This is a genomic window from Saccharothrix luteola (assembly GCF_020859565.1).
GTDB lineage: Bacteria > Actinomycetota > Actinomycetes > Mycobacteriales > Pseudonocardiaceae > Actinosynnema > Actinosynnema luteola.
Genome location: NZ_JAJHUO010000027.1, coordinates 128,830 through 142,618 on the forward strand (window position 1 = coordinate 128,830; position 13,789 = coordinate 142,618).

Annotated in this window: 12 protein-coding genes; 6 read left to right on the forward strand and 6 right to left on the reverse strand. The window is 72.3% G+C overall.

All coding sequences use genetic code 11. From position 1 onward, the window contains the following. Window positions 1-39: 39 nt before the first annotated feature. The gene (locus tag LNK82_RS33720) at window positions 40-1,050 is read right to left on the reverse strand and encodes an iron-siderophore ABC transporter substrate-binding protein (protein WP_230570961.1); all 1,011 of its coding nucleotides are present in this window, start codon (window positions 1,048-1,050) and stop codon (window positions 40-42) included. 82 nt (window positions 1,051-1,132) lie between these two features. After that, window positions 1,133-2,461 (reverse strand): lysine N(6)-hydroxylase/L-ornithine N(5)-oxygenase family protein, encoded by a 1,329-nt coding sequence (locus LNK82_RS33725; protein ID WP_230570962.1) that lies wholly within the window; start codon window positions 2,459-2,461, stop codon window positions 1,133-1,135. A 140-nt stretch (window positions 2,462-2,601) separates the two neighbouring features. On the opposite strand from LNK82_RS33725, the gene LNK82_RS33730 reads away from it, so the two are divergent. Then, a complete protein-coding gene (locus LNK82_RS33730) occupies window positions 2,602-4,278 on the forward strand; it encodes an ABC transporter ATP-binding protein (protein ID WP_230570963.1) in 1,677 nt (558 codons plus the stop codon). A 70-nt stretch (window positions 4,279-4,348) separates the two neighbouring features. Further along, window positions 4,349-6,076, forward strand: coding sequence for an ABC transporter ATP-binding protein (locus tag LNK82_RS33735; protein ID WP_230570994.1), 1,728 nt, complete (start codon window positions 4,349-4,351; stop codon window positions 6,074-6,076). Between the two features lie 185 nt (window positions 6,077-6,261). Here the strand turns inward: LNK82_RS33735 and LNK82_RS48420 are convergent, their stop codons facing one another. From LNK82_RS48420 to LNK82_RS33755, 4 genes are all read right to left on the reverse strand, one after another. Then, window positions 6,262-6,582 (reverse strand): hypothetical protein, encoded by a 321-nt coding sequence (locus LNK82_RS48420; RefSeq protein WP_372470714.1) that lies wholly within the window; start codon window positions 6,580-6,582, stop codon window positions 6,262-6,264. A gap of 130 nt (window positions 6,583-6,712) precedes the next feature. Further along, a complete protein-coding gene (locus LNK82_RS33745; RefSeq protein WP_230570964.1) occupies window positions 6,713-6,862 on the reverse strand; it encodes a hypothetical protein in 150 nt (49 codons plus the stop codon). Between the two features lie 102 nt (window positions 6,863-6,964). Beyond that, the gene (locus LNK82_RS33750) at window positions 6,965-7,951 is read right to left on the reverse strand and encodes a LacI family DNA-binding transcriptional regulator (protein ID WP_230570965.1); all 987 of its coding nucleotides are present in this window, start codon (window positions 7,949-7,951) and stop codon (window positions 6,965-6,967) included. Between the two features lie 157 nt (window positions 7,952-8,108). Then, entirely contained in the window at window positions 8,109-8,345 is a 237-nt protein-coding gene (locus tag LNK82_RS33755; protein ID WP_230570966.1) for a hypothetical protein, read from the reverse strand. Between the two features lie 84 nt (window positions 8,346-8,429). Here LNK82_RS33755 and LNK82_RS33760 point away from each other — a divergent pair, with 84 nt between their 5' ends. The 4 genes from LNK82_RS33760 to LNK82_RS33775 all read left to right on the forward strand — a co-directional run bounded on the left by LNK82_RS33760 (window position 8,430) and on the right by LNK82_RS33775 (window position 13,764). Next, window positions 8,430-8,969, forward strand: a complete 540-nt coding sequence (locus tag LNK82_RS33760; protein ID WP_230570967.1) for an MOSC domain-containing protein — start codon at window positions 8,430-8,432, stop codon at window positions 8,967-8,969. A 105-nt stretch (window positions 8,970-9,074) separates the two neighbouring features. Further along, complete coding sequence (locus LNK82_RS33765) at window positions 9,075-10,955, forward strand: ATP-binding protein (protein WP_230570968.1); 1,881 nt, start codon at window positions 9,075-9,077, stop codon at window positions 10,953-10,955. Window positions 10,956-11,095: 140 nt separating this feature from the next. Then, window positions 11,096-12,157, forward strand: coding sequence for an AAA family ATPase (locus LNK82_RS33770; protein ID WP_230570969.1), 1,062 nt, complete (start codon window positions 11,096-11,098; stop codon window positions 12,155-12,157). Beyond that, window positions 12,154-13,764 carry a vWA domain-containing protein gene (locus LNK82_RS33775; protein WP_230570970.1) on the forward strand — a complete coding sequence of 537 codons (1,611 nt, stop codon included), beginning with the start codon at window positions 12,154-12,156 and terminating at the stop codon, window positions 13,762-13,764. The genes LNK82_RS33770 and LNK82_RS33775 overlap by 4 nt, the downstream gene beginning before the upstream one ends. The last annotated feature ends 25 nt before the right edge of the window (window positions 13,765-13,789 follow it).

The following is a 13,789-nucleotide window of genomic DNA, read 5'->3' on the forward strand; positions in this document are numbered from 1 at the left end:
GGATGCACGACGGCACCCCCACCCGCGGTGGACCGTCGACTAGTTCTTGATCGCTTCGAGCAGCGGCACGACCTGCTCGATGCCGTAGGGCACGCTCAGCACCGTGTTGAACGACATGGCCGCGCCGATCGGCGGGTCCATGTAGGTGAGGAACAGGTCGCGCTTCTCGCTGACGACCTTGAGCCGCTGGTAGGCGGGCACGGACTTGATCCGGTCCCAGGCGCTCTGGTCGAACATGATCCACACCAGGCGGTCGGCGTCGAGCAGGTCGAACCGCTCCTCGCTGAACTCCGCCACGTTCATCTGGCCCGCGAGCTTGCCGATCTCGTCGACGAGGGTGAAGCCCAGCTCCTTCATGAAGATGGCCTTCGGGTCGGTCGGCGCGAACGCGGAGTACTGGCCGGGCTTGAAGCTGTCGGCCACCACCATCGTCTTGCCCGCCCACTCCGGGTGCGCGGCCTTGGCCTCGCCGAACTTCTTCGCCACGCCGTCGATCAGCGCCTGCGCTTCCTTCTCCTTGCCCAGCGCCCTGCCGATGTGCAGGGTCTGGTCCTGCCACGGCGCGGCGTAGTCCGGGAACGCCTTGGGCTGCGCGACCACGGGCGCGATCTTGGACAGCGTGTCGTACTGCTCCTGCTTCATGCCGGAGTAGACCGCGAGGATCAGGTCGGGCTTGAGCGCGGCGACCTTCTCCAGGTTGTACTCGTCGCGCTCGCCGACGATCTCCGGCTGGGTGGAGCCCCAGAGGTCCTTGGTCCACGGCCAGTTGCCGAACGGCCGCTCCTTGAACCAGTCCACGACGCCGACCGGCTTGACGCCCAGGGCCAGCACGGGCTCCTGGTCGGACAGGCCGAGGGTGACGACCTTCTTCGGCTCGCTCTTGATCTCGGTGGTGCCGTACTTGTGCTCGACCGAGACCGGGAACGCGCCGGTGGAGGCCGCGTTGGTCGGGCTCGTCCCGCCGGAGCCGGCGTCGCCGCCGCCCCCGCAGGCGGCCAGCGCCAGCGCTGCGGCCGACACGGCCGCGACCAGCTTGAACTTCGTGGACATCACAGGGTTTCCCTTTCGGAGGCGCGGCGGCGCGCCGCTGTACCAGGTTAGGTTTGCGTAACCTAACAAACTGCGAGGCGTTTCAGCTCACCCGTGAGACGCTGATCGCGTATTCGGGCGGCGAGGGCACTGCCGTCGTGCGGCGGCCGAGCACGGACCGGAGGATCTCCCCCACCCGCACGGAGGTGTTGGACAGCAACGACGACGAGATGCCGTGGGTGTGCTCGGTGCCGCCCTGGAGGTAGAGGCCGGCCAGCAGGTCGTCGTCGGTGTCCAGGCGGTAGTCGCGGCCGACGCTGAGCCTGCCGTGCGCGTCGCGGGCGCAGCGCCCGGCCAGCTCGCCCAGCAGCCCGGTCGGGTCGGCCTCGCGGTAGCCGGTGGCGTAGACGATCGCGTCGGCGTCGAGCACGTCGCGCGCGCCGGTGCTCAGCGACTCGACGGTCACGACCACACCGTCACCGCGGTCGTCCAGCTCGGCCACGCGGGAGAGGTTGAGCAGCCGCAGCCGCTGCTCGCCCAGCACCTTCTCCCGGTAGACCCGCCGGTACAGCTCGGCGATCAGCTCGTTGTCGACCACCGCGTAGTTGGTGTTGCCGTGGTAGTCCATCAGCTTGCGCTTGACCTGCTCGGGCGCGGCGAAGTAGTCGTCGACGGCGGCCGGGTCGAAGATCCGGTTCGCGAAGGGGCTGTCGTCCGCCGGGCTGTAGCCGTAGCGGGCGAACACCGCGCAGACCTCGGCGGTCGGGAACCGCTCGTGCAGGAACGCGGTGACCTCGGCGCCGCTCTGCCCGGCGCCGACCACGACGAGCCGGCGCGGGTCGGCCAGCGACTCGACGCGGTGCAGGAAGTCCCGGTTGTGCCAGACCCGCTCGGACGGCCGGACGCCCTCGGGCAGGGCCGGGCGCAGGCCGGTGGCCAGCACCAGGTTGCGGGCGCGGCGCACCTCCACCTCACCCGTCGACGTGCGCGAGACGACGTCGAAGTGCGTGATCACGCCGTCCTCGGCCACCGGCCGCACGTCCACCACGTCGTGGTCGTAGGACACCAGGTCGTCGACGCGGCCGGCGGCCCACTCGAAGTAGTCGTGGAACTCGACCCGCAGCGGGAACAGGTTCTTGTGGTTGATGAAGTCGACCAGCCTGTCCTTGCTGTGCAGGTAGCTCAGGAAGGTGAAGGTGCTGTTCGGGTTCCGCAGCGTCACCAGGTCCTTGAGGAACGAGACCTGCATGGTCGCGTCGTCGATCAGCATCCCGCGGTGCCAGCCGAACCGGGGCTGGCGTTCCAGGAAGTGGGCGGTCACCACGTCTTCGGCACGCGCGTTGGCGTTGTACTCGGTGACGGCGATCGCGAGGGCCAGGTTGGACGGCCCGAAGCCGACGCCGAGGACGTCGAAGACTGGTGGCTGTGGCATGGCTGTCCCATCGGTGCGAGAACAAGGCGTGATCGAACTTTGGTTACCCTAACCTAAGTTGATCCTCCGCGGGAGTGATCCAGGCCTCTCTTCTGATTAGGGTAGCCTCACCTAGCACTCAGCGGAAGGCGGGCACAGGGGTGAAAACCGACCTCAGGACCGACGTCCTCAAGGGCGCGGTGACCGGGCAGTGGAGGTCGGTGACCGTCGCGTCGGCGCTCGGCGCGGCGCACCAGACCGGTGAGGCCGCCGTGCCGCTCCTGATCGGCGTGGTGATCGACGAGGCGGTGCGCACCGGCGCGAGCGAGCGGCTGGTGCTCTGGATCGGCGTGCTGGCCGCGGTGTTCGTGGCGCTGTCGTTGAGCTTCCGCTTCTCCTTGCGCAGCGGGGAGAAGGCGTCGCACCAGGCCGCGCACGAGGTGCGGTCGACGTTGGCCGCGCGGGTGCTGTCGGCGGACGGCGGCGCGGCGCACGGCCGGTTGTCCGGGGAGCTGGCGAACATCGCGACCAGCGACGCGCAGCGCGTCGGGCAGGTGAACCTGGCGTTGCCCATCGCCTTCTCCGCGGTGATCGGCGTGCTGGTGGGCGCGGTGGCGTTGCTGCGGGTGTCCTGGGTGCTCGGGCTGCTGGTGCTGGTGGCCGCGCCGGTCCTGCTCGGCTTGGCGCACGTGCTCGGCAAACCACTCGAACGGCGCAGCGACGCCGAGCAGGACCGGGCCGCGCTGGCGTCCGGGGTCGCGGCCGACCTGGTCGCCGGGCTGCGGGCGTTGAAGGGCATCGGCGCGGAGGCCACGGCGGCGCGGCGGTACCGGGTGACCAGCCGGTCGTCCATGGAGGCCGCGATCCGCGCGGCCGGGTCCCGGGCGTGGCTGGACGGGTCGATGCTGGCGATGACCGGCGTGTTCCTGGCGATCGTGGCGCTGGTCGGCGGGCACCTGGCCGCGTCGGGGACGATCACCGTCGGCCAGCTGGTGGCCGCGGTCGGGTTGGCGCAGTTCCTGCTGTGGCCGTTGTCGATCTTCTCGTGGGTCAACGGGCTGCTGGCGCAGGGCCGGGCGTCGGCCGCGAGGGTCGCCGAGGTGCTGGCCGCTCCCCCGGACGTGCCGCCGGGTTCGTCGTCCCTGCCGACGCCGGTGGCCGGGCGGGTGGAGCTGACCGACGTGGTGTCCGGGTCGTTGCGCGGCGTGTCGTTCACCGCGGCACCCGGCGAGCTGCTCGGTGTGGTGGCGCGTGATCCGGCGGACGCCGTGTCCTTGCTGGCCGTGCTCGCGCGGGAGGTGGACCCCTCCGGCGGCACGGTGGCGCTGGACGGCGTGCCGCTGTCCACTGTGGAAGGTTCGGCGCTGCGGGCGGCGGTGCTGGTCGCGGCGCACGACGCGGACCTGTTCGAGGGGTCGGTGCGGGACAACGTCGCGGCCGGTGGGGCGAGGCTCCACGAAGCCTTGGACGCGGCACGGGTGGACGACGTGGTGCGGGCGTTGCCCGACGGGTTGGACACGGTGATCTCGGCACGTGGCCGGTCGCTGTCGGGCGGCCAGCGGCAGCGGGTGGCGCTGGCGCGTGCCCTGGCCGCCGCTCCCCCGGTGCTGGTGGTGCACGACCCGACGACCGCGGTGGACGCGGTGACGGAGGTGTCGCTGGCCGCCGGGATCAAGCGGGTGCGGGCCGGGTCGACGACGATCGTGGTGGCCACGAGCCCGGCGCTGCTGGCGGCGGCGGACCGCGTGGTGTTCCTGGCTTCCGGTGCGGTGGTCGCCGATGGCACGCACGCGGACCTGGTGGCGGACGAGGACTACCGACTGGTGGTGTTGAGCTGATGGGCACGAGCCCGACGACCCGTGGCGCCGACCACCTCCCGACCACAACTACCGAACTGGCGGTGTCGAGCTGATGCGCGAGTTGTTGGCGACCGCGTCCGGCGCGCGGACCTGGGCCGCGGTCGGCGAACTGGTGCGACCGCGCCGCGCGTTGGCGTTGGGCGCGCCGCTGGTGCTGCTGGCGGGCACCGCGGTCGGGTTGCTCACCGCGCCCGTACTCGGTCGGATCGTGGACGTGGTGGGCGCGGGGTCGTCCGCCATCACGTGGCTCGTCGTGGTCCTGGTGCTGGTCGCGGTCGTCCAGGGCGTGTCGACGGCGTTCGGCACGTCGTTGGTGGCGCGGCTGGGCGAGGGGATGCTCGCCGACCTGCGCGAGAAGTTCGTGGAACGCGCGCTGCACCTGCCGTTGGAGCGGGTGGAGAAGGCGGGCTCCGGCGACCTCACCTCCCGGGTGACGCGGGACGTGCAGGTGATCGCCGACGCGGTGCGCAACGCGCTGCCGGTGATGGCGCGCTCCGCGCTGACCATCGGGTTGACCGTGGTCGGCATCGCGGTGCTGGACTGGCGGTTCCTGATCCCCGTGCTGCTGGCGATGCCGATCCACGTGCACACCGTGCGCTGGTACGGCGGGCGTGCGGTGAAGCTGTACGCGGCGCAGCGCGTGGCCGTCGGCGTGCAGCAGCAGCAGTTGCTGGACTCCATCGGCGGTGCGGCGACCGTGCGGACGTTCGGGTTGGCCTCGGCGCACGTGGCGCAGGTCCGGTCGCGGTCGCAGGCGGCGGTGGACCTGGCGTTGCGCGGCATCCGGCTGCTGACCCGGTTCTACGGTCGGCTGAACGCGGCCGAGTTCATCGGGCTGGCCGGCGTGCTGGTGACCGGGTTCTGGCTGGTCGGCGCCGGTTCGGCGTCGGTGGGCACGGCAACCGCCGCGGCGCTGTACTTCCACAGCCTGTTCAACCCGATCAACGCCGCCCTGGCGCTGGCCGACGACGCGCAGGCCGCCACCGCGTCGCTGTCCCGGCTGGTGGGCGTGTCCGACGAGCCGATGCCCGTGCTGGAGGGCCGGGTGCGGCCGGCGGACACCACGATCAAGCTGGCCGGCGTCTCCTACTCCTATGTGGACGGTCATCCGGTGTTGCGGGACGTCGACCTGGAGCTGGCCGCCGGTGAGCGGGTCGCGCTGGTCGGCGCTTCCGGCGCGGGCAAGACCACGTTGGCGAAGCTGATCGCGGGCGTGCACGAGCCGACCACCGGGTGCATCGGCATCGGCGGCGTGGAGCTGGCGTCGGCGGTGCGGTCGGTCGCGCTGATCACCCAGGAGGTGCACGTCTTCGCCGGTCCGCTGGCCGACGACCTGCGGCTGGCCCGCCCGGAGGCCACCGACGACGAGATCACGGCGGCGTTGGCGCGGGTCGGGGCGCTCGGCTGGGCCTCCGCGCTGCCGTCGGGCCTGGAGACCGTGGTCGGCGAGGGCGGGCATCGGTTGACCGTGGCGCAGGCGCAGCAGCTGGCCTTGGCCCGGCTCGTGCTGGCCGACCCGCCGGTGGCGATCCTGGACGAGGCGACCGCGGACGCGGGCAGCGCGGGCGCGCGTGAGCTGGAGGAGGCGGCGGCGCGGGCGTTGGACGGGCGGACCGGCCTGCTGGTGGCCCACCGCCTCACCCAGGCCGTGACGGCGGACCGCGTGGTCGTGATGGACGCGGGCCGGGTCGTGGAGAGCGGCACGCACGAGGAGCTGCTCGCCGCGGGCGGCCGTTACGCCGAGCTGTGGGCGGCCTGGTCGGGCACCCGGTCGTAGTGCCGGGCCAGGCCCGGGTCACGCCGCGTCGTGCACCACGACCTTCAGCGCCGACCGGCACGCCGACCTTGATGACGACCGTCTCGGTGGTCGCGACCCACGGCGAGGTGCCGACGTCGTCAGTCACCTTGAACACCGTCACGACCGCGCTCGCCGGCGAGGCGAAAGCCGACATCAACAGGACTTCAACGGAAATGCCGCCGTGGCAACGATTCCGCCACCCTCGCGCGGCTGGAGGCGCAGGGCACCGCCGTGCGCGGCCATGATCGTGTCCACGACGGCCCGCGCCCGAACCGGTGCGGTCGCGGCCACCCCGGCGGGGCGGCGGGGCCCGACCGGTGCCGTGGCGCCGGCACCCTGGCCACGAGCTCCTCGAACGCGAACGGCTTCGGCAGGTAGTCGTCCGCGCCCAGGTCCAGCCCCGCTACGCGCGACCGCACGTCCACCGCGCCGGTCAGCACGCGCACCGCGCCCTGCCACCGTTCGACGACGGCACGGCGCGGCACACCTCGTCGCCGCGCACCTCCGGCGGGACCGGTCCAGCACCCTCACCGACGCCCTCCCTGCCAGGAGGCGCCAGTGAACACCGGCCGCCATCAACAGGGCATGAACACCGGGTCGGACATGAACACCGGGTCAGAACAGCACGATCACCAGGATGATCGCGAGGACCACCGCGATCACGGTCGGGATGGTCGCGGGCGACCTGCGGTAGTGCCGCTCCACCGACGTGGTGCGGAACCAGCTGTGCGGCAGGCGGCGACGATGTCTTTCAACCCAAGGCATGTCGGCTCCCAACGTCGTTTCGTCCCTTGACGATCACGGGGGTGGTACCCGGGAAGCCCTGCCGTTAAGCCGAAACGTGTCCTCGACGACGAAAAACGCCGATCAGCCCGTGCGGCGGGCGACGAAGGTCGTGGGCAGGACGACCGGTTCCCGCGTCGGCGCCGCGCCTTCGAGCCGGGACAGCAGCAGGCGCGCGGCGGCCTCGCCCATCTCCCTCATCGGCTGGCGCACCGTCGTCAGCTCGGCGTGCGCGGCGATCGGTATGTCGTCGAAGCCGACCACCGCGACGTCGTCGGGCACCTTCCGCCCGGCGGCGGTGAGCGCCCTGATCACGCCGAGCGCGGACAGGTCGTTCTGCGCGAAGACGGCGTCGAAGCGCAACCCGGTGGCCATCAGCTTCTCGGTCGCCACCGCGCCGCGGTCGGTGCCGAAGTCACCTTCCACCACCAGCCGCGGGTCGACGTGCACGCCCGCGTCCCCGAGCGCGTCCAGGAACCCGTCCAACCGCTCCCGCACGCACCCGAAGTTCGCCGGCCCGGTCACCACGGCGAACCCCGTGCGGCCGGCCGCGACCAGGTGCTGCGCCGCCGCCTGCGCGCCTTCCCGGTTCGTCGTGCACACCGACGGGAACCCGGGCCGGCTGCCCCGGTCGTCGATCATCACGACGGGCAGCCCCTGGTCGTGCAAGGTCTCGATGTAGCTCAACGTGTCCGGCGGCTCGATCACCAGCAGCCCGTCGAACGCCTTCGCGGACACGTGGCTGGCGAACTGCGCCAACGACTCGGCGCCCCGGTTCACGGTGTAGAGCAGCAGCCCGTACCCCTCGGCCTCCAGCTCGTCCACCGCACCCTGCACCACTTCACCGGTCCACGGCCAGGTCAACGACGGGACCAGCATCCCCACCGTCCTCGCCCGCCCGCGCGCCAACCCGACCGCACGCGCGCTGGGCACGTACCCGACGTCCGCGATCACCTGGCGCACGCGTGCCGCCGTCGCCGCGTCGACGTCCGGCTTGCCGTTGAGGACGCGGGACACGGTCGCCTTGCTCACCTGGGCGCGTTGGGCGACTTCGGCGATCGTGACTCGCACAGTGCACTCCTCGACTCCGGTCGACAGCGACCCCGGAACCGGTACCGAAACCGGTTACGGACACGCAGTCAACCGCTCCGTGCACGCAGCGTCAAGAGTCGGGAAGCGCAGGACGCCGGTCAGGCGCGCCCCGTTCGGGCGTAGACCACGACCCGGGTCAGGAGAGCACCGCACGGCCCGCGGCCGTCAGCTCGGCCCGCACCCACGGCCCGGCCCCGTCGCGTTGCGCCGGGCGGAGCAACCCGGCGTGCGCCAGCTCCCGCGCCGCGCACTGGTCGCTGCACAGCAGCCCGTCGACCTTCAGGTCCGGCTCGCTGCTGCGCGTCACCTCGGCGCGTCCCGCGGCGATCGCGCGCAGCAGTGCGCGTGCCCGGTGGTTCAACTCGTCATCCATGATCTTCACCATCGTCCCCAGAAAGGTGTGCGCTACTCATATCGCCGCGGCACCCGAAAGTCTTACTTCGGTAGGGTCAGGCGCATGGGGACGATCACGGCCGTGAGCCGGAGCGGGGAGTACACGTTCACCAAGCCCAACCAGGACTCGATCACCCTGCTCGCCGGGCTCGGCGTCGAGGGCGACGTGCACCAGGGCGTCACGGTGAAGCACCGCTCACGCGTCCGGCGCGACCCCACGCAGCCGAACCTGCGCCAGGTCCACCTGATGCACGCCGAGCTGCACGACGAGCTGAACGCCTCCGGTTTCCACGTCGAGCCCGGCCAACTGGGCGAGAACGTGACCACGCGCGGTGTCGACCTGCTCGCGCTGCCGACCGGCGCCCGCCTGCACCTGGGCGCCCAGGCCGTGGTCGAGGTGACGGGCCTGCGCAACCCGTGCCCGCAGATCGAGGCGTTCCAGGACGGCCTGCTCAAGGAGGTCGTCGGCCGCGACGAGCACGGCAACGTGGTCCGCAAGGCGGGCATCATGTCGATCGTCCTCGTGGGCGGAGAGATCCGCCCCGGCGACGAGATCCGCGTCGAACTGCCCGCCGCTCCCCACAGCCCACTCGTGCCGGTCTGAGCGGCGGCGAACTCCCCCTCGATCGCCGGCAGCCGGTGCGGCGGTTGACCGGTCGGCCGGTCACCGCGTGGTGTAGAAAGCCTCGTGGTCGATACGCACAACGACGTGAGCGGCACGGTGTCGGGCCCCCTGATCCAGGCACGGGACGTGGTGCTCGCTCCGGGCGCGTCGCACGCCCGGTCCGGCCTGCCGCCGATCGGCCCCGTCACCGGGCGCGACGTGGAGCTGCGGGCCTTGGCCGCGATCCTGGAGCCCGACTCGACCGCCCCGGCCGTCTCCGTGGTCGCGGGCCTGGCGGGCGTGGGCAAGACGACCCTCGTCATCCGTGCGGCGCACGACGCCCGCGCCAAGGAGTGGTTCCCCGGCGGCGTGTTCTTCCTCGACCTGCGGGGCTACGACCCGCACCACGCCGTGCACCCCGAGGTGGCGCTGGCGACGCTCCTGCGCGCGATGGGCGTGCCGCACGAGCAGATCCCCCCGGACCAAGCGGGTCGCGAGATCTTGTACCGCTCGATGCTGAACCACGCCGAACCGACGCTCGTGGTCCTCGACAACGCGTCCTCGACGTTGCAGATCCGGCCGCTGCTGCCCTCGGCCGACCACCGCGTGCTGGTGACCAGCCGGCACACGCTCGCCGACATCACCGGCGCGCGGCTGATCGACCTGGGCGTGCTGGAGCAGGGCGAGGCCGAGGCGTTCGTGCGCACGGCGTTGCGGGCCGCCAACCCGCACGACAACCGCGTCACGAGCCAGCCGGAGGCGGTCGAGGAGATCATCAGGCTCTGCGGCAACCTGCCGCTCGCGCTCACCATCGTGGCCGCGATCCTGGCCGGTGACCCCGACCAGCCGGTGGCCGAGCTGGCCGAAGCGCTCAGCGACAACGTCACCCGGCTGAGCGAGCTCTCGTTCGGCGACAACCTCGGCGTCCGCGCCGCCTTCGACCTGTCCTACCAGCGGCTCACCCCGGACGAGGCACGGCTCTTCCGCATGGTGTCGTTGGACCCCGGCCAACAGGTCAGCACGCACGCCGCGGCGGCCCTGGCCGATCTGAGCGAGAGGGACGCCGCGAAGCTGCTGACCTCGTTGCGGCGGGCGCACATGCTCGAACCCGGTGAACGACGGGGGTGGTTCCGCTACCACGACCTGTTACGCCTGTACGCCGAGGAGCAGGCGGTCGACGAACCCGAACGCGCGGCGGCCGAGGTGCGCCTGCTCGCCTACTACATCGCGGTGGTCGAGCAGCGCAACGTCATGGACTCGTCGGGCCGGTACGCGCGGTGGTTGGAGTCGGAGCGCGGCACCCTGGTCCGGGTGGCCCTGCTCGCCGACAAGCTCGGCCGACCGGAGTCGGCGATGCGCCTGGTGTTCGGGCTGTCCGACTTCCTGCTCCTGCACGGTTACCTGAACGACTGCGACGTGCTGTTCCCGATCGCGCTCACCGCCGCGCGGTCGGTGGGCAACCGCCTCGACGTGGTCTACGCGCTGAGGAACAGCGGAGAGCTGGCGTGGGAGCGCCACGACGACGACAGCGCCCGTGCCCACTACGGCGATCTGCTCGCGGTCAGTCGTGAGGCCGGCAACCCGGTCGGCGAGGCCCTGGCCCGGAGGCGCCTCGGCGCGGTGCTCAGGAGGGCCGGGGACCCGCGCGGCGCCGATGCCCACTTGACGGCCGCGTTGCAGCTGGACCGACGCCTCAAGGACTGGCGCGGCGAGGTCGACACCTTGCTGTTGCTGGGCAAGCTCGCGCGCGAGCGGGGTCGCGACGAGGTGGCGGTGGGCCACTACCTCCGGGTGCTGGAACTCGCCCTCGACCACCACGACCTCGGCCGCGAACGGCGAGTGCTGGCGGCGACGGCGCACGGGCCGCAACGCCGGTCCGCCTTCATGCGCTTGTGGTGGAGCCACGCCGTGAGGGTGTACGTCGGACGCGGGCGGGCCGAACGCGCCCGCGTCCTGGTCGAACTCCTCGGCGGCGCACGCGGCTGACCGGCCCGACTCGCCCCGCACGGCCCGCTCGTGCCGGTCTGGGGCATCCGTCCGACCGGCGTTCACCCCGGGTCGGTCGCCCTGCCTCCCGGCGCGAAAACAGATCGACTTTCCCCGCCGGAACGCGGATTCTTCCCGGCATGCGCAGTGCCGTGGCCGTGACTCCCGTGCAGCTCCCCGAGGTGCTGCTGCACGTCGCCGTCGTGCGCCCGGTGTTCCTGTGGGGCGCGCCGGGCATCGGCAAGTCCTCCCTGGTGCGCGAGTTCGCCGAATCCCTCGGCCTGGACTGCGTCACGCTGCTCGGCACCCAGCTCGCGCCCGAGGACCTGATCGGCGTGCCCGAGCTCGTGAACGGCCGGTCGCGGTTCGCGCCGCCCGAGTCGATCGCCCGCGACGAGCCGTACTGCCTGTTCCTCGACGAGCTGAACGCCTCCTCACCCGAGGTGCAGAAGGCGTTCTACTCGCTGATCCTCGACCGCCGCGTCGGCGCCTACGAGCTACCCGAGGGCTCGGTGGTGATCGGCGCGGGCAACCGGGCCACCGACAACGCCCTCGCCCGGCCCATGGCCTCGGCGCTGGTCAACCGCATGGTGCACGTCCACCTCACGGCGTCGCCGAAGGACTGGCTCGCCTGGGCCGGCGGCGCGGGCATCCACCCATGGGTGCTGGACTACCTGACCCAGCGGCCCGACCACCTCTGGAGCGCGCCGCCGAAGGTCGAGGAGCCGTTCTCCACGCCGCGCGGCTGGCACATGCTGTCCGACGCGCTGCACTCGTACGGCGACGACGTCACCGACGACGTGCTGGGCGTGCTGGCGTTCGGCACGCTCACGTCGTCGCACGCGTCGACGTTCAAGGCGTACGTGAAGACCGTGCGGCACGCGTACGGGCTGGAGGCCGTGCTGCGCGGCGACGTCCGCTGGCCGCACGCGCCCGAGGACCGCGACCTGCTGTACTTCCTGGCCGAGGCGTTCCGGGTGCGGTTGGTCAAGGAGCTGCCCGCGGACAAGGCGCACGCGCCGGCGAACGGCAAGCTCCTGGCGCACCGGGGCAAGGCGCTGCTCGTGGAGCTGGCCGAGCTGTCGCTGGAGATCGCGCAGATGGTGATCGCGGCCGACGAGCACGGCAACTCCGTGCTGCCCGCGTGGTTCCTCGTCGAAGTGACCCGCGACCTGCCCCGGCTGGTCGCCGCACGCGCGTGAAGCGGGCCCGCGTCGACCCGGGCGCGCAGGCGTTCGCCGACGCGTGGCAGCTCACCCGGAGGCACCCGCTGTTCGAGCCGATGGCGATCAGGGCGACCGTCGTCCGCGACGGCGACCGGCCGTGGGCCACCATCGGGACCAACGGCCGCCTGCACGCGCACCCTACCCGGATCGCCGACCGCGACGAGTGGGTGTGGGTGTTCGCGCACTGCCTGCTGCACCTGGGTTTCGACGTGGTCGCGTGCCGCGAGGTGGTGGAGTTCCAGGCGGCGGTGAAGCTCGGCAGGCGGCCGGACTCGTGGGAGGAGTTCGACTGCCTCGACGTGACGCCTCCCGGCCCGAACCCCACCCGGTGGACCGACCGGTTCGCCGCCGGCCTCGCGAACGCGGCAGTGGCGGCGGTGGACATCGCCGGTGGCGCGCGCAGGCAGCTCACCGACCCACGTCCGGCGCGTTCGGTGTGGGAGCTGGCGTTGAGCTGGTTCGTCTCGTCGTACCCCCTGCTCGGCGCGCTGGCGTCGGGCATGAAGGTGGTCGCGGACGCGGACCTGGCGCGTGCCTGGGACATCTCCATCGCCGCGGTCGACGCGTCGGTCGGCGAGATCTACGTCAACCCCCGCGCCCACCTGTCCCGGGCGGAGTGGCGGTTCGTGCTGGCGCACGAGATGCTGCACGCCGCGCTGCGCCACGGCGACCGCGCGGACGGGCGCGACCCGTACCTGTGGAACGTCGCCGCGGACTTCGTCGTCAACGGCTGGCTGGTGGAGATGGGGGTCGGCGTCGCGCCGGACGGCGTCCTGCACGACCCCGAGCTGGCCGGGCTGTCGGTGGAGTCGGTGTACGACCGGATCACCACCGACCTGCGCCGCTACCGCAAGCTCGCCACGTTGCGCGGTCGCGGCTCGGACCTGCTCGGCGATCCCGCCCGGGTGCCCCGGCACACCGCCGACCTGGACGCGTTCTACCGCCGTGCCCTGCTGACCGGCCTGAGCTACCACACCACCGAGCGCGGCCTGCTGCCCGCGGGCCTGGTGGAGGAGATCCGCGCCCTGGAGCAGCCGGCGCTGGACTGGGACGCCCGGCTGGCGCGGTGGTTCGAGGAGCACGTGCCGTCGGTCGGACGCCGCCGCACGTACGCCCGCGCGTCGCGCCGCCAGTCCGCCACGCCGCACATCCCCCGGCCGGGCTGGGTGCGGCCGGAGGAGCTCGAGCGGCGGTCGACGTTCGGCGTCGTGCTGGACACGTCCGGATCGATGGACCCCAAGGTGCTCGGCAAGGCGCTGGGCGCCATCGCCTCGTACGCCTTGGCCCGGGACGTCCCGGCGGCGCGGGTGGTGTTCTGCGACGCGGTCGCCTACGACGCGGGGTACGTGGCGGTGGAGGAGATCGCGGGCCGGGTGCGGGTGCGGGGCCGCGGCGGCACGATCCTCCAGCCCGGCGTCGACCTGCTGGAGCGTGCGGCCGACTTCCCCGACGACGGCCCGATCCTGGTGATCACCGACGGCCGGTGCGACTACGTCCGCGTGCGCCGGGAGCACGCGTTCCTGGTGCCGAAGGGCGCGCGCCTCCCGTTCCGGCCACGCGGCCCCGTGTTCCGGATGACCTGATGCGCGCGCAGCGCTACTCTCCGTG

Bases quoted from the DNA above. Each gene is read 5' to 3' on its own strand.
- LNK82_RS33755 (WP_230570966.1), bottom strand. From the start codon at position 8,345: ATGGATGACGAGTTGAACCACCGGGCACGCGCACTGCTGCGCGCGATC.
- LNK82_RS33745 (WP_230570964.1), bottom strand. From the start codon at position 6,862: ATGCCTTGGGTTGAAAGACATCGTCGCCGCCTGCCGCACAGCTGGTTC.
- LNK82_RS33720 (WP_230570961.1), bottom strand. From the start codon at position 1,050: ATGTCCACGAAGTTCAAGCTGGTCGCGGCCGTGTCGGCCGCAGCGCTG.
- LNK82_RS33725 (WP_230570962.1), bottom strand. From the start codon at position 2,461: ATGCCACAGCCACCAGTCTTCGACGTCCTCGGCGTCGGCTTCGGGCCG.
- LNK82_RS33760 (WP_230570967.1), top strand. From the start codon at position 8,430: ATGGGGACGATCACGGCCGTGAGCCGGAGCGGGGAGTACACGTTCACC.
- LNK82_RS33770 (WP_230570969.1), top strand. From the start codon at position 11,096: ATGCGCAGTGCCGTGGCCGTGACTCCCGTGCAGCTCCCCGAGGTGCTG.